At 42.3% G+C, this 15,345-nt stretch carries 14 protein-coding genes and 1 pseudogene; 1 reads left to right on the top strand and 14 read right to left on the bottom strand.

Annotated features, from left to right (window positions below; translation table 11 throughout):
* Positions 1–13: 13 nt before the first annotated feature.
* The 11 genes and pseudogenes from KKI44_RS20425 to KKI44_RS20375 form a co-directional block, all read right to left on the bottom strand.
* Positions 14–571 (bottom strand): conjugal transfer protein TraO, encoded by a 558-nt coding sequence (locus tag KKI44_RS20425; protein ID WP_214588910.1) that lies wholly within the window; start codon positions 569–571, stop codon positions 14–16.
* A gap of 11 nt (positions 572–582) precedes the next feature.
* Positions 583–1,443, bottom strand: coding sequence for a conjugative transposon protein TraN (gene traN, locus KKI44_RS20420; protein WP_250902105.1), 861 nt, complete (start codon positions 1,441–1,443; stop codon positions 583–585).
* A 48-nt stretch (positions 1,444–1,491) separates the two neighbouring features.
* Positions 1,492–2,826 carry a conjugative transposon protein TraM gene (gene traM / locus KKI44_RS20415; protein WP_214588908.1) on the bottom strand — a complete coding sequence of 445 codons (1,335 nt, stop codon included), beginning with the start codon at positions 2,824–2,826 and terminating at the stop codon, positions 1,492–1,494.
* Entirely contained in the window at positions 2,807–3,088 is a 282-nt protein-coding gene (locus KKI44_RS20410; protein ID WP_214588907.1) for a nitrogen regulatory IIA protein, read from the bottom strand. The genes traM and KKI44_RS20410 overlap by 20 nt, the downstream gene beginning before the upstream one ends.
* Before the next feature lie 55 nt (positions 3,089–3,143).
* Positions 3,144–3,767, bottom strand: coding sequence for a conjugative transposon protein TraK (gene traK, locus KKI44_RS20405; RefSeq protein WP_214588906.1), 624 nt, complete (start codon positions 3,765–3,767; stop codon positions 3,144–3,146).
* A gap of 2 nt (positions 3,768–3,769) precedes the next feature.
* Positions 3,770–4,795 carry a conjugative transposon protein TraJ gene (traJ, locus tag KKI44_RS20400; RefSeq protein WP_214588905.1) on the bottom strand — a complete coding sequence of 342 codons (1,026 nt, stop codon included), beginning with the start codon at positions 4,793–4,795 and terminating at the stop codon, positions 3,770–3,772.
* 15 nt (positions 4,796–4,810) lie between these two features.
* Positions 4,811–5,443 (bottom strand): DUF4141 domain-containing protein, encoded by a 633-nt coding sequence (locus tag KKI44_RS20395; protein ID WP_002981476.1) that lies wholly within the window; start codon positions 5,441–5,443, stop codon positions 4,811–4,813.
* 22 nt (positions 5,444–5,465) lie between these two features.
* Positions 5,466–8,040, bottom strand: a pseudogene (locus KKI44_RS20390) (TraG family conjugative transposon ATPase).
* Complete coding sequence (locus KKI44_RS20385) at positions 8,037–8,405, bottom strand: DUF4133 domain-containing protein (protein ID WP_214588904.1); 369 nt, start codon at positions 8,403–8,405, stop codon at positions 8,037–8,039. The pseudogene KKI44_RS20390 and the gene KKI44_RS20385 overlap by 4 nt, the downstream one beginning before the upstream one ends.
* A gap of 1 nt (position 8,406) precedes the next feature.
* Complete coding sequence (locus tag KKI44_RS20380) at positions 8,407–9,246, bottom strand: DNA adenine methylase (RefSeq protein ID WP_214588903.1); 840 nt, start codon at positions 9,244–9,246, stop codon at positions 8,407–8,409.
* A 26-nt stretch (positions 9,247–9,272) separates the two neighbouring features.
* On the bottom strand, positions 9,273–9,581 hold the full coding sequence (locus tag KKI44_RS20375) for a DUF4134 domain-containing protein (protein ID WP_214588902.1): 309 nt from the start codon (positions 9,579–9,581) through the stop codon (positions 9,273–9,275).
* Between the two features lie 564 nt (positions 9,582–10,145).
* Here KKI44_RS20375 and KKI44_RS20370 point away from each other — a divergent pair.
* Positions 10,146–11,345 carry an alcohol dehydrogenase catalytic domain-containing protein gene (locus KKI44_RS20370; protein ID WP_214588901.1) on the top strand — a complete coding sequence of 400 codons (1,200 nt, stop codon included), beginning with the start codon at positions 10,146–10,148 and terminating at the stop codon, positions 11,343–11,345.
* A gap of 115 nt (positions 11,346–11,460) precedes the next feature.
* Here KKI44_RS20370 and KKI44_RS20365 read toward each other — a convergent pair whose 3' ends face one another.
* From KKI44_RS20365 to uvrA, 3 genes are all read right to left on the bottom strand, one after another.
* On the bottom strand, positions 11,461–12,366 hold the full coding sequence (locus KKI44_RS20365) for a helix-turn-helix domain-containing protein (RefSeq protein WP_214588900.1): 906 nt from the start codon (positions 12,364–12,366) through the stop codon (positions 11,461–11,463).
* Between the two features lie 93 nt (positions 12,367–12,459).
* On the bottom strand, positions 12,460–12,714 hold the full coding sequence (locus KKI44_RS20360) for a SemiSWEET transporter (RefSeq protein WP_214588899.1): 255 nt from the start codon (positions 12,712–12,714) through the stop codon (positions 12,460–12,462).
* Positions 12,715–12,767: 53 nt separating this feature from the next.
* A complete protein-coding gene (gene uvrA, locus KKI44_RS20355; RefSeq protein WP_214588898.1) occupies positions 12,768–15,332 on the bottom strand; it encodes an excinuclease ABC subunit UvrA in 2,565 nt (854 codons plus the stop codon).
* Positions 15,333–15,345 lie beyond the last annotated feature (13 nt).

Here is a 15,345-nt window from a genome sequence, read left to right as displayed (position 1 = left end):
TATTCTCTGATTTTCAAAAGTTAAAACGTAAACCGACACCCGTTGAAGGTCTGAACCGCTCAAGATCTGTTCCCCAAAGCACCCTTATGCGACCTTGCAGCATAAAAACAATCCGGTCTGAAAGGTATGTCTCGAGCGACAATCTCCCGCTGCTCCCAAAAACAAATCCATTATTACTTTTTAGAATCCCCCCATCCAAAAGGAGACTGTCTCCCCTATTGACAGATTCATAGCCCACAACTCCAGTTACACCTCCATTCAGCGTAATAAATTTTCTTGAATCCGAGAGAAGCTTAAGACTATAACCAACCTCTCCGATGAAGTCTTCAAAAGGAATTTCCCAATTTTTGTAGTCTACGGTCTTTCTTTGATATTCCACTCCCCAGATCCAATAGTTGCCATGTTTCGCAAAACTGTTCAGTGTCAGATTTAGATAGAAATTTTTGCCTACCCTTTCTGTATTTAGAAGTCCCGTATTAATTTCCAAAGATTTCTGTTTATAGACCATTCTCTGTGCATGTAATTTGATGCTCAAAATCGCCAGTACCAAAAAGATGATATATTTTTTCATAATTCGCTGCTTTATTGAGTGACTTTAATCTTCATTTCAGATACGGGCTTTGCGGCAACCAGATCCGAATTTTCAATTTCCAGAACCTGGTTCCTTGCGCCATTCCTTTCAAAAATTTCAATTCTTAGCACCTGTTCATCGGTGATTGTGAACTGATCCAGAAGTATGACGTTGCCAGCGATTGAATTATCCGAGATTACTTCAAGACCGGGATATTGCCTTACCGGAACCAATTGCTTTTCCTGAGATACTGTTCTTTTCGCAACCTGTTTATCCACAATTTTGTAGGTACAGAAGTCAACGACAAAAGGTACATTGGATCTGTTCTTCACTTCAAGATGAAAATAAAACTTTCCATTGTGGACATAGATTCCCTTAAGAATTGACTGAATGCCATAGGATCTGGCAGCGATATGCCGTACATATCTTTTATTTTGCTGATAGATGGTTTTAAGTACAATTTCTGTTAAAGATGGTGGATTAAAACCGAGCTCTTCAAACTGAACGTTTCTTCCTTCCTCACGCTCAACATCAGTTTTCATTTTCTTTAGATCATAACTCAACGTATAAGGATCAGCATTATAAATAACATTAAAGCTATAAAATTGCCCATCCTCTGTGATCACGCTGAAATTGGTTTCCTCTGCAAAGTCCTTAACCGCGGCCTTTATACGCAAGACGTTCTGCGCATCCTCAGCTTTTTCCGCAATCAGATAATTCGATCCCAGGTCTGTGTACCTGATCGCTACCGGAAAAATCAGGTGGCAGGTTTTATTATAGGTAACTTCCAACCTATAAGGTTCGACCCTTCCCGCTTCAAGAGACTGTTGTCCAAAGGTCTTGATGAACAGACCTACAAAAAGCAGGATCATAAGTGTACTTTTGATTGATATCATAGTATGATTATTATTGTTGTTATATTACTTTTTTGTCAACAGGAGTACCGGATGCCCTGATCTCACTGTTACCTTAACAGCTCTCAGCTTCTTAGAAAAAAAACCGGAAACTCCCTGAATCAAGCCCCTGCTCAGATCACTGGCAACCTGCTGGCCCGCAGAACGTGACATCGAAATATTCATTCCTGAACTTTGGCTCATGTTAGCCGCTATTTCTCCTGCAGCATTGATCTCATCTGTTCGTGGGACAAGGAGCCCAAGCTGACCGTCCGTGCCATAGACTAGAATCTCAACCGGAACTATATTTCCGGATACTTCAACTGCGCTGATCTTTAGCTGTAACCTGTTTCCCTGAAATTTGGTATCGGCAACCAGTTCGGTTCCTTTGGGAACATAATGACCGCCAATAGTGGCATTTTCGGATAACCTCAACTTTAGAGACCCGTCGCCTGATAATGTTTTTGTTTCCATTACCATTGCACGTATGCTGTTCCTGACAACATCGCTTTGAACAACTTGTCCTGGCGTTATAAAACCCATGTTACGATCTCCGATCCCATTTAAAATCTCCGATGCGTCCTCTTCCCGATAGAGGGCTGAGACGACACTCTTTTTCAGCACTTTCAAACTTTCGGTTTTCCCTTTTTTGCCCGGTAGAGCAGTTGTTTTAACTGCAGTTGAATCCATATTCTGTCCAACATTCACCGTAGGGCTTGCGGGTCCACCATTTGCTGACGGAAGATAGCGCGAAGCCATTTCGTATGATTTTTCCATTAATGCGAGCTGATCCTTATAGGTAGGTGCCTGCGGGACATCTTTTTCTGAAAGCTTATCTTTGAGTTCATCTACCTGTTTACGAAGTGCCAATTTCTCACGGTCATCATCCCTGTAAAACGAGCCCAGAGTTTGCTGCGCATTCTGATAACTGCTCAACGAACTATTCTGTGCACCGCTCATCCCATATCCCCCTGAGTTTCCTGCAATAACCTTCGAAACTGGAGTTTCAGCGTTAACCGATGTGTCTGCACCACTCCAATAATCTGACAAAGACATCAGGGAATTACGCTTTGCCGCTTCCCTTTCCTCAACCATCTCTTTTTCATATGCCTTTTGTTTATCGGCCTGCAGTCCTTTATCCGTTGCCTCGGGTACGGCATTTTTTAAACCTTTGTCTTTATTTTCCTCACCACTATTTTTAGGCTTAAATATTAAATAAAGACAGGCGATGAAAACAATGGCCATCAGGCCAAAGATGATGGGCTTTTTAAGCTTATCATTTTTTGAGGAACTACTTTCCGGATTTTCTGTAGAATCTTCATCCACAATTAAACTGATCCTCTTATTCTCTTTCTCTTCCATTGTGTATAGTTTTAGGATTTCTAACAGAATCTTTCAAAGAAGATTCATTATGAATTACTGCGGGCACCTCGATATGGCTTATATCGATTTTATCCCCTTTTCCCAGATCATAAAATACCTTGACCAGTACGCCTACGCCCATAAGCAGGTAGAAGGCGAATAGATAAAGTACATATCTGATCTGTTTACGGATGGGTAAATTCCGCCATCTCAGATCGAGCTTCTCAAGCTCATTATCAATTGTTGTTCTAATATTTTTCATTTTCTAAATTTTGAACCATAACGCCTCCCCCTTTTAAGGAGAGAACTAATTTTCTCTACCGCTCTATCACTTCCTCATCCTTATTGGAAAGGACTGAAAATTTTAAAATCTGGAAGCCCTGTGGATTGCTGTCTGACCGGACGCTATTGAGCAGATTGCATGATGTGACAAGGCTCCTTCGGGTAAGATTACTGGACCGGATGATAAACTGCTTGGCGTAGGTGGTGACAGAATAAGGATAAGTATTAAAATCACAGACCACACTGTCCACTTCAACTCTTTGCTGAATGTTCCCTGAGATAATCCTGTTATAATACCCCTTTTCAGAAAGGTCACGATAATAATCAAAAGCACTTTTATCCGCCAGGTCGAACGCCCGTTTCATATTGCTTTCAATCGCAGCTTTATCTGGTGCCAGCGTAAAAAAAAGCTCATGGAACCTCCTGACATGCTCACGTGCCTCAACGGGGCGGTTTATGCTTGCATCCTGTGAGAGTGCCAGCATTAGCGATTTTCCCTGATCAAGAACATAAATTTTCTCCCGTTGTACCGATGCAAAGGAATATGATTTCCATACAGCAAAAGCTGCTACCGCTAAACACAATATTGCAAAGACAATCGCGTATAGCCTGATCTGCTTGAAACTGTTTTCAATATTTCTTAATGTTTTGAATTCCATAATCAATTGCTTTTTTGTCCCTGTCCATTGCTCTTATTATCCAACAGTTCACCCCCGATATTCCCCACTGCAGCTCCGGCAGCGGCAGCGCCAACATTTCCTGTACGCATCGCAGCCTGACTGACATTGCGGGTAAAGTTTCCTGCACCGCCAGCCTGAATGATCCAGCTGGTAACAGTTGGAATGGTAAAGTATCCAACAATTCCTATGATCATAAAAATCAGATAAACGCTATTTTCAGGATCGGGCACAAATGAGGGATCACTTAAGAGCTCTATATCCCGCTGGACGCTCATGGCATTTATTTTCGCCAGCATTGCGCTGAAAAGATCAGCAACCGGAAGCCACAGATATACACTTATGTACCGTGTAAGCCATTGGTTGAGCGTACTCTGAAAACCATCCCACACAGAAATAGCAAAAGCAATGGGTCCGAGTATCGAAAGAACAATTAAAAAAAATGTACGGATCGTATCCACTACAAGTGCCGCCGCCTGAAATAAAAGTTCCAGTAATTCGCGCAACTGCTGCTTGATTTCCTGCTTTATATTATAAACCGCCTGATCCCTGTACATATTCATCATCGTTGCAATGTCTTCAAAAGACCAACCCAGATCATCAAGCTTTTTGTCGAATTCCTCGTCCGAGACCAGATAGGCCGTTGCGGGATTCCGCAACATCGCTTCCTTTTCCAGTACATCTTTTTGCTGTTGCAAAGTGTTTAGATCCAGAACCTGTCCTTCCAGCATAGAGTGTGTACCCTTAACAATTGGGCTAAGTACACCGTTAATTGTCCCCAATACTATCGTCGGGAAAAACATGATGCAGATGCCTATTGCAAAAGGTCTCAGTAAGGGAAAAACGTCAATAGCTTCCGCCCGGCTCAGTGCCTGCCAGACCTTTAACGCCACATAAAACAGAGCTCCCAGACCCGCAACTCCTTTTGCGACAACTGCCATCGTTTCCGACATCGGGATCATTTCATCATAGAGACCCCGAAGGATCTCATGTAAATTATTAAATTCCATAACCGTAAGAATTTATTACCAATATTTTTGATTAGCTGTACCATATAAGTCCATGACACGCTTGGTGTCATTCTGCTTTTTAGCACGCAGGATACTGACAGAGATATTTTTGTTCGTAAAATATCTTACCAGGCTATGGTACTCCTTTACCTCCTTGTAGACACGGTCTATAATCTCCATACGCTCCTTATCATTCAGTGAAAGGCTGCTGGAACTTACGATCTGCTTCAGTTCCTTGAGCAGTTCTGTACTCTCATTCAGCAGCGATGAATACCCATTTCCAATTGCTACAAGTTCCGCTGCAGAGAAGTTTTTGTCGTTCAGCATACGGGAAAAATTATTGACATAAAGATTACTGACATCCCCGACCAAAAGGACGGTCTGTTGCACTTTTCTCGCATCTTTCACCAGGTTGTTGACGGCCTTCAATTTGTCATAATACTCTTTGCCTTGTTCATAGACTTTTTTGACTTCGTTAAAATTCTTCACCACATTACTTACAGTATTTGAGGTTTGTACAATCTCATTGGCGCTGTTCAGAACACCTGAGATCAGATTGCCCGGATCAGTTACGACCCATTGTGCTTTTACTTTTTGTGTTATGGTAATTGCCATTACCATAAACACGGTCATTAATAAATTTTTCATTTTTCTAAATTTTTAAGATTGTTTAATTATTGGGATGATCGCCGGGCGTTAACCCTTTGATCTTTTTCAGTGAGATTTTTTTTATGGCGGCTTCAACATCCCCGCCCATTTCATGCGCTAGATCCATCACTTCCATTTTCTCCGATTCCTCCGTGGTGTATGCCAGATACTCCTGCTCGCTCACTTCTGTCGCGTAGACCGCTGAATGCGTTCCTCCAAGTCCTATCCATACTTCCTTATATTTGCGGTTCGGATCATTGTCCTGATTGATCGAAAGTATCTGCGATTTTTCCCGTTCTGTAAGCCCGAGCATATTCTGGATCTCGTCAAATTTATTGGCGTATTTCCGCTGGTCGAGCAGGATCTTGCAGTCACTGTTGTTGATGATTGTTTCTTTGACTATGGGAGATTGTATGATGTCGTCTACTTCCTGCGTGACCACAATCGCCTCACCGAAAAATTTTCTGACGGTTTTAAACAAATATTTTAAATATTCTGCCATCCCCTCTTTAGCAATTGCCTTCCAAGCCTCCTCTATGAGTATCATCTTACGGATACCTTTTAACCGACGCATCTTATTGATAAAGACCTCCATAATGATGATCGTAACCACAGGAAACAGTATTTTGTGATCTTTGATTGCATCAATTTCAAAGACAATAAATCTCTTATTAAGCAAATCGAGCTCTTTTTCTGAGTTTAGCAAGTAATCGTATTCACCACCTTTGTAATAGGGTTCCAGCACATTTAAAAAGTTCGCCAGATCAAAATCTTTCTCCCGAACTTCTTTGTCCTGCAGAATCTTTTTGTAGTCCCCCTTGATATATTCGTAGAAAGCATTGAAACAAGGTCTTTCAGAACTATTCTTAATTCTTTCGATATATCCTGCGACTGCATTGGACAGTGCCACTTCCTCACTACGTTTGGGAGCTTCGTCGTCCCTTTTCCATAATGTGAGGATCAAGGTCTTGATACTTTCTCTTTTCTCGATATCGAAGACATTATCTTCGGTAAAAAAAGGATTGAATGAGATCGGGTTTTCCTCGGTATAGGTGAAATAAATCCCGTCTTTTCCCTTAGTCTTACCTTTGATCAGTTCGCAAAGACCCTGATAAGAATTACCTGTATCGACTAATAGTACATGAGTTCCCTGCTCATAATACTGTCTCACCATATGATTGGTGAAGAATGATTTTCCACTTCCATTTTTGGGTGGGTTGGCGGGCTACTCAATTAAGAATAGCCCGCCAACCCCCAGATGGCCCTAAAATGAAACGGTTTCTATTCGTGATAATCCCCTTTTTCATGGGAAGGTCACTGATATCCAAATGCACAGGTTTGCCAGTCAGTCTGTCCGCAAGCTTGATCCCAAAAGGAGAAAGTGAATCCTGATAGTTGGTCTCCTGCGTAAAAAAACACAGTGCCGGTTCGATGAAAGTGTAAAAGGATTCTTCGGCTGGAAAATCACCGGCATTGCCCGGAATTCCCGCCCAATATAGAGTGGCGGCATCTACTGTGTTATGACGGGGTTTACATTCCATAAGAGCAAGTGCACTCCCGACATCATTTTTCAGGTTACGCAGATCATTTCGGTCTTCACTCCACGCAAATACATTATAATGGGCCCTGATCGATGGTGAACCGTGGGAGTGTGCTTCATTCAGATAACGCTCTATCCATTCTTTATTGATCTGGTTCGCCCGGCTATAACGTGCCAATGAGTGCATATTTCTGGCGGACTTCTCAAATTTCTTAAGGTTTTCAGAACTATTATCGATGAACAGGTACTGGTTATAGATATGGTCGCAACTGAGCATCAGTCCCACAGGACTGGCAAAAGACAACATGCAGTCACTGCGATCTGTGGAAAGCCTATCATAGCGATTGCAGTCAGAAACAGCTCCCGGAAGATCGTCTGTACTGGATAAGCTATGAAGTACCATCCTCTTACTTCCGATCCTAAGTTCCTCTGCTCCCAGAGCCATATCCTGCAGAACGGGGTTGGCATCACGTGACAGTGTAAAATACTGTTCAAGGATTCCGGTTTTCCCTTCGCTCCCCAATATTTCAGCTTCACTCAGCTGATCCATTGTTATATGACCACTGTCATTGATGATACGCTGGAACTGGCTTACCGATTCCAGGAAACGCCGCATTCCTTCTTTATCCCTTATTTCTTTTGGAACAAGATTGCCCTTGCACAAGCTGCTAAAATTGCTCTGGGACTGCATCCGTGCCTTTGTTGTTTTCGTCAGGAAAATATAACAGTAGTGATTCAGAAACGGTCGCTCATTAAAATGCAGCTGGAAAGAATGCGACAAAAAACTATGTTCACTTTTTTCAAGATCTGGCTGATAGTTCTCCTTTAAATACCAGTCCTGTTTGTGCAGGATACTATAATCAGGCAAAGTCTTGATCGCTTTACTCCATGAGGAATGAATGGATTCATACACATCCGTGCCCACCGTAAAAATTTCCGGTAGCCTTACACGGAAACACACGGTAAGGTCTCCTTCTTTCGATATAATACAATCGTTCTCAATTGCCAGGAGAGGAAAACGGCTTTCTAACGTAGTTGTTTTAGAGATATTTCTCATGATAGCCTATAAGATTTAGTGTTAAAATTTTGGATTTTCTCACCTTTTGCAACTGGGTATTTAAGGTAAGATTGGACAGGTTTACGGGTGATGATAAATTGTGGATGCTTTCTTTTCGCACCTAGCTTCATCAGCCCATGTTCACCGTACTTGTTGTTCAGACTGAAAGTTTTCCAAACAATCAGCGATGCAGAAATACAGCCGACCGAAAGGCAGATATACATATTTACGTCAGCCATGTACAGCACCATAACCAGGATCAGGACCAATAACAATCCTCCGGCAAATCCGAAAAGATACTGCGCTTTCAACCCTTTAAATTCAACTGTACAGCCGATACCCTTATTGATATTCCAGGTTCTCATTTCAGTATGATTTAAAGTTTAGCGTTCCCTGCACGATATCCAGGTCATAGTTGGCGGTCAGCACTTCGATCTTTTTCTTGGGTACTTTTCCCGAATGTTTATCGACCAGCACCTCTTTCTGCATTTTGACAGTGTGCCAGTCAAGATCGCGGCTGAATTTGTTAAGGATATCACTCGGGTAACTGCTCAAAAGAAACTTTCCTTTCGCATGGGATAGACACAATAGCAGAGATTCAAAATCATGTTTGCTATACCCATCGTAATGACCGCAGTCACTGTTAAAATAAGGCGGATCACAGTAGTGAAAAGCCTTTTCGTGATCGCGTGAATTGATGATCCTAATTGCATCCGTATTTTCAATCTGAACATTTTGAAGGCGTATTGCATAATCTTCACAGAATGACGCACGCTTATTGCTCAATCTTTTGGAAGAAGTCTGATCCCGTACATCGTAACCCCATGAATCGCCGATCTTTGCGCTGAAAGACTGGTTACATAAAACCCAGACTGTCCAGGCCCGTTGTAATCTGTCAAAGAGATGGGGATTATTATAGATCACAAGCGCATCACTATGGAGCGATCTGCTGTGTAGTGTGATCCTTATCATTTTTTCCAGTTCAACAAACTGATTTTTCACCATCTCATAGAAGTTGATCAGCTCACGGTTGTAATCGTTGATCACCTCAACCTCAGATCTCGGTTTCGACCAAAAAATTGCGCCTCCTCCCACAAACGGCTCTACGTAGGTATAATGGGGTGGAATAAGCGGAATAATGATCTTGGCCAGCTGTTGCTTTCCGCCATAATAGGTCAATGGCGTGACCATCTTATTATTTGCCATAATTGAAAAAATTTAAGAGGGTTAGCCTAAAGGAAAAATGATCTTAAGATGGTCGCTGCTACGATAAGGAATATACAGGCACCGAACCAGCTCGCCGCTGTCTTTGAAGTGTCAGGATCACCCGAACTGAATTTGTTGTACACTTTCACGCCGCCGATCAGTCCGACCACAGCACCGATAGCATAAATCAGCTTTGTTGCTGGATCAAAATAGCTTGTAACCATCTGCGTTGCCTCCTGAATACCTGCAGCGCCATTTCCTTGCCCAAAAGCCCCATTGCTGATAAGCGAAATAAACAGCAACGCCAGCAGAATTTTTTGTCTTGATTTTTTCATGTTTCATTACATTTTAAATTTGTAATACCCGCCTTTACGGGCTTGGAAACAAAGGTGTCGCAGATAGGATCGGATTTGGGGGCGGGTGGTATCAGACGTACTAAGTTTGCCGTTGTTTTCCTAATGTGAGTACCGGGAAACAAAAAAACCGTCAGGCTTTAGAAGCTGGCGGTTATGCATTTTTTTGAAAATGATTCCAGTAATTTCTTTTACTGATTCATATCTTACTTATTCGCGTTTAGTATTCATTACACATTTGGTTTATCCCAAAAATAAAATTCTGGTAAGTCATTATTCCCAAACATTACTGGATAAATGCTATACTAAAATCTTACAAAAAATGGGTCTCGTTCCATAAATTATAAGTGCTTTAAAAAGCAACGTTTCTACTATTCTCATCATAATTGGATCACAGCACAATAGAACGATCCTTGATATTAGAATAAGCATTCTCCGTTACTGAGTTCAAGATGTTTTACCAGACCAAATATTGCTTAATTTTAATATATAATCCTCACAGAATGAGGGAATACAAACATTTATAAACCATCAAAATAAAACATTATGGCTAGTAACAGAGGAGTGGTCTACAAAGGCCCATGGAACTTAGAAGTAAATGAAATTGCCTATCCCACATTCCAGAACCCCAAGGGAAAGGACATTCATCATGCGGTAATTATTAAAGTGGTCTCCACAAATATTTGTGGCAGTGACCAGCACATTTTTAGGGGACGTTTCTCAGTACCTGTGGGACACGTATTGGGTCATGAAATCACAGGCGAAGTAGTTGAAATTGGAAAAGACGTAGAATTCATAAAGGTAGGTGACATCGTTTCAGTGCCTTTCAACGTTTCCTGCGGTCGGTGCAGAAACTGTAAAAATGGAAATACCGACGTCTGCGAGACCGTTAATCCGGATGCTCCTGTTGGCGCTTATGGGTTTGACCTGGGAGGCTGGTTAGGTGGCCAATCTGAATATTGTCTTATCCCCTATGCTGACTTTCAGCTCCTTAAGTTTCCTGATAAAGAACAAGCACTGGAAAAGATTTTAGATCTCACATTAGTATCTGACATTCTCCCAACAGGATATCATGGCGCTTATGCTGCTGGTGTTACAACAGGATCTACTGTTTATATTGCAGGTGCTGGACCAGTGGGACGCTGTGCTGCAGAATCAGCAAAGCTTCTTGGAGCTTCCTGCGTTATTGTGGGAGATATGAACAAGGAGCGGTTGGAACTTGTCAAACAGGCGGGAATGGAAACTGTTGATCTTACCCTTGATGCCAGCGTAGCAGAACAGATCGAACAGATTCTCGGTGTACCGGAAGTGGATGCCGGTGTGGATGCCGTAGGTTATGAGGCACATGGACATGGTGATGAAGACTACAAAAAAGAAAATCCCAACGCAGTTATCAATGATCTTTTCGATGTTGTTCGCGCAAGCGGAGGTATAGGGATTCCAGGTATCTATACTCCTTCTGACCCAGGAGGACGTGATGAGAACGCCAAACACGGAAAACTGACTGTCGACTGGGGAAAAGGTTGGCTTAAGTCATTGCATATTCAAACGGGAATGGCTCCAATTGGACGTTACAACTATCAAATTATGCAGGCCATTCTATGGGGCCGTATCTCGATGAAAACGATCATGAACCCGCAGGTTATCAGTCTTGACGAAGCACCACAAGCCTATAAAGACTTTTCGGATGGTTCAAGCAAAAAGTTTATTATCGATCCACATGGCATGATAAAAAACCGCTCGTAAACTCACGTAGAGCGAAAATAAAAAGTAAAGGTGGAACATCGAATAAATGTCCCACCTTTTTTTAATTTCTCAGCTTAACCAATTACATACCTATTTAACGCGCACGTTGCTTTAATCAGTGTCTATATTGGCCCGGAGAAAGTCCCTCAAGCCTTTTAAAAATTTTAATGAAATGATTCACATTATTAAAACCTGATGCGTAACAGGCTTCAGTCACAGTAACGGAACTGTCAGCCATTATTTTTTTTGCATGGTCTATGCGCGTGCGCAGAACAAATTCCAAAGGAGTTATGCCCAGTATACTTTTAAAATATTGATAAAAAGATGATTGGCTCAAACAGCATTCTCTTGCCAATTTTTCAACAGTTATTTTTTCCGTAAGGTGCTTATGCACGTAATTGATCGCCGGTTGAATTCGATTGTCATACATTGGTTGATTGCTGTTCACTGACAAACGGTTCTGGGTCTGAAGAAGCCTCAATAGAAGCACTTTAAGAGATAGATCCGCAATTGCCTCTTTTGCAAAACCTTCCTCCATACTAAGGTTAACAAGTTTATTGAGACTTGTTACCAGCTCCATGCTATTCTCGAAATGCTGATGCGAAAAATCAAGTTTCCATTCAAAAGGTGCCTGATGATTTGAATATCTCTCATTTAGATAGTCAAGATTTTTGTGAACAGTATCCCAGTCCAGTGTCAGAGTGATACATTGCACGGGACGATTTTCATCTGCGTCTGGAAAACCTACATTCATGGTTAATCCGTCAGGAAGGATCACACTTTGACCGGGCAAAAAGTCAAATGCCTCCTGACCATCCACAGACATCACTTTTTTACCTCTCATCATACTTGAAACCACCAATCCACCACTATAAGAAAGTATTACATTGTCACTTTTATGAAATGTTTCAAATATGTTGAGCTCACAGTTCGGAAGATTAAAAGTCCTCCGGTGCTCCAGTCTGGAATCCAATTTAGAACTGTCGCTTAAATTTACGGGAATTATCCGATAAGATTTCATACTTAAGTCTTTATATATTTACTTAATCTCAATTTTTGTAGCCGCCAGATTTGATAGCAGAATGCCATACATTTCGGATCTGCACCTGTTAAATCATTTTCTGGAAATAATACAGAAAGCCAATAGGGATAAATTAACCAGAACGGCAAAGGCATTCGATAAGATGATCTGCCAATCTGCTTTCATGATTCCATACCAGACCCAGAGGGAAAGGCCTGAAAGTAAAACAATAAGTGTTAAGATTGAAATGTCATCCGCATTTCTTGTTCTTATCACCTTTATCAATTGGGGCATCATTGCAAATGAAGTTAAGACACCTGCAATGAGTCCAATTAAGTCTGTATTCATACGACATATTTATTTTGTTAATAGCGGACCTCGCGTCCTTTAATTTTCATTTTTTAAACATAGGCAGCCAAATATTTAGCTGTTTTGCTTTGCTTATTCTTAGCTACATCCCTGGGAGCTCCTTCAGCAATAATCTTTCCACCATCTTTACCCGCACCGGGTCCCAGATCTATAACCCAGTCACTGGAAGCCACAACATGCATATCATGTTCAACCGTAATCACCGTATTTCCGGCATCAACCAAAAAGTTCAGCTGACCTATCAACTTTTCCACATCAGACGGATGCAGTCCTGTCGTTGGTTCGTCCAAAACGTACAAGGTTTTCCCTTTTTGCGTACGCTGCAGTTCCGATGCCAATTTGATACGCTGTGCTTCTCCCCCGGATAATTCTGTGGCTGGCTGTCCAAGACGTATATAACCCAAACCGACCTGTCTGAGGACTTCAAGACTTTGCCTTAAAGACCTGTCGCTGCTGAAAAAATCCCAGGCCTGATCAACAGTCATGTCCAAAACTTCGGCAATATTTTTATCGTCATACTTTACTTCCAGTGTTTTGTCATTATACCGGGTTCCCTTACAGGTCGGACATGGTGTATAGACACTGGGAAGGAATAACAGTTCTACCATAACAAATCCTTCTCCTTTGCAGTGTGCACATCGTCCCTTGGCTACATTAAAAGAAAAACGTCCCACATCATACTTCCTTTTTTTGGCTAGCTCAGTTTCAGCAAATAATTGCCTTACCCTGTCAAACAACCCCGTATAAGTTGCCAGATTTGAACGTGGTGTTCTGCCGATTGGCTTTTGGTCAACTCGTACCAGTCGTTTGATGTGTTCCATGCCGGCTGTGATAACGCCTGAAGTTTGAATATTGGTTTCCTGTGATAGTTCAGGCTGTTCATCACTGCTTTCCTCCATATCCTGCCCCAAATAATCCGATATCAGGTCTACCAGTGCCTGACTTACCAGACTGCTTTTACCTGACCCTGAAGTACCAGTAATACTGGTCAGAACGCCTAAGGGAATTGAAACGTCCAAGTTTTGGATATTATTTCTGGTGACATTGCTCGCACGCAGCCAGTGTTCAGCTGTCCTGACAACCTCTTTGGTAACAGGAACCGGATCAATATAATGACGGGTTACCGACCGTTCTACAGATTGTAGTCCTTCCAGAGGACCGCTATATAATATTTCCCCGCCATTGGCTCCCGCCTGTGGCCCAACATCCACAACCCAGTCACAATGTCGGATAATGTCCACCTCATGCTCTACAATAAACATTGAATTGCCTGCATCTTTCAATTTTATCAAAACAGCCAACAAGGCTTCTGTATCTGCAGGATGAAGACCCGCAGAGGGTTCATCCAGAACGTAAATTACGCCAAACAGATTTGAGTGTACCTGTGTCGCCAGCCTTAACCGCTGTAACTCGCCGGGGGAAATACTTGGCGTGCTCCGCTCCAGCGAAAGATACCCCAGACCGAGATCAATCATGATTTTTAGCCGTGCAACGAGATCGATCGCAATATTTTGGGCAACGATAGCTTTCTCGGGATGTTTATCCTTATCTTTAGATAAAAATCTACCCTCCGCATATGGGGTAAAAATGGCCATCAAATGAGATAACGACTGATTGGATAGATCAGCGATGTCGAATCCCTCAAATTTTACAGCCAAAGATTCTTTTTTTAATCTCTTTCCGTGACATTCCGAACATTCCGTATTCAGCATATACTGTGATACCCGCCTCTTCATCATCTGACTGTTGGTATTTGCAAATGTTTGCAGAACATAGCGTTTGGCACCGGTAAAAGTTCCCATATAGCTTGGCGGCAATTTCATTTTCACCGCCCGCTGTACCTGCGCTGCAGACAGCCCTGAATACACGGGTACTGTCGGTGTTTCATCGGTAAACAGTATCCAGTCCCGGTCTTTTTTCGGCAGATCCTTCCACGGCTTATCGACATCAAATCCTAAAGTCATCAAAATCTCCCGGAGATTTTGCCCTTGCCAAGCCGATGGCCAGGCAGCTACAGCCCGTTCACGTATTGTCAGGGAATCATCCGGTACCATCGATTTTTCTGTGACATCGTAGATGCGTCCGATACCATGGCATACAGGACATGCTCCTTCCGGCGTATTTGGAGAAAATCCTTCTGCATAGATGATAGACTGCTTGGGCGGGTAATCCCCTGCCCGGGAATATAACATCCTCAATAAATTGGAGATAGTCGTTACACTTCCCACTGTAGAGCGGACGGTAGTTCCTCCCCTGCTCTGTTGCAGGGCAACAGCCGGGGGCAGTCCATGAATGGCACTGACTTCCGGAACATTCATTTGATTAAATAAACGTCTTGCATAGGGTGATACTGATTCCAGATATCTTCGCTGTGCTTCCGCATAGATCGTACCAAATGCAAGAGAAGATTTACCCGAACCCGATATCCCCGTAAACACGACAAGTTTATTTCTCGGAATATCGACATCAACATCTTTTAGATTGTGTTCCTTGGCTCCCCTGACACGTACAAAACCCTCGAAATTCTGTTCGCTTGGACTTTGATCTGAAAGGCCTCTCTTATTAGAGCCTTCTGTATTTTTACCAAAAATTTTCATAAAATAATGCTTT

Origin of the sequence: Chryseobacterium sp. ZHDP1, assembly GCF_018603435.1 — a bacterium.
GTDB classification, from domain to species: Bacteria; Bacteroidota; Bacteroidia; order Flavobacteriales; family Weeksellaceae; genus Chryseobacterium; species Chryseobacterium indicum.
This window is presented reverse-complemented; position numbering and strand designations above follow the sequence as displayed.

Bases quoted from the DNA above. Each gene is read 5' to 3' on its own strand.
- KKI44_RS20385 (WP_214588904.1), bottom strand. From the start codon at position 8,405: ATGAGAACCTGGAATATCAATAAGGGTATCGGCTGTACAGTTGAATTT.
- uvrA (WP_214588898.1), bottom strand. From the start codon at position 15,332: ATGAAAATTTTTGGTAAAAATACAGAAGGCTCTAATAAGAGAGGCCTT.
- KKI44_RS20410 (WP_214588907.1), bottom strand. From the start codon at position 3,088: ATGAAAAATATTAGAACAACAATTGATAATGAGCTTGAGAAGCTCGAT.
- KKI44_RS20425 (WP_214588910.1), bottom strand. From the start codon at position 571: ATGAAAAAATATATCATCTTTTTGGTACTGGCGATTTTGAGCATCAAA.
- traJ (WP_214588905.1), bottom strand. From the start codon at position 4,795: ATGGAATTTAATAATTTACATGAGATCCTTCGGGGTCTCTATGATGAA.
- traK (WP_214588906.1), bottom strand. From the start codon at position 3,767: ATGGAATTCAAAACATTAAGAAATATTGAAAACAGTTTCAAGCAGATC.
- KKI44_RS20395 (WP_002981476.1), bottom strand. From the start codon at position 5,443: ATGAAAAATTTATTAATGACCGTGTTTATGGTAATGGCAATTACCATA.
- traN (WP_250902105.1), bottom strand. From the start codon at position 1,443: ATGATCCTGCTTTTTGTAGGTCTGTTCATCAAGACCTTTGGACAACAG.
- KKI44_RS20375 (WP_214588902.1), bottom strand. From the start codon at position 9,581: ATGAAAAAATCAAGACAAAAAATTCTGCTGGCGTTGCTGTTTATTTCG.
- KKI44_RS20365 (WP_214588900.1), bottom strand. From the start codon at position 12,366: ATGAAATCTTATCGGATAATTCCCGTAAATTTAAGCGACAGTTCTAAA.
- traM (WP_214588908.1), bottom strand. From the start codon at position 2,826: ATGGAAGAGAAAGAGAATAAGAGGATCAGTTTAATTGTGGATGAAGAT.
- KKI44_RS20380 (WP_214588903.1), bottom strand. From the start codon at position 9,246: ATGGCAAATAATAAGATGGTCACGCCATTGACCTATTATGGCGGAAAG.
- KKI44_RS20360 (WP_214588899.1), bottom strand. From the start codon at position 12,714: ATGAATACAGACTTAATTGGACTCATTGCAGGTGTCTTAACTTCATTT.
- KKI44_RS20370 (WP_214588901.1), top strand. From the start codon at position 10,146: ATGGCTAGTAACAGAGGAGTGGTCTACAAAGGCCCATGGAACTTAGAA.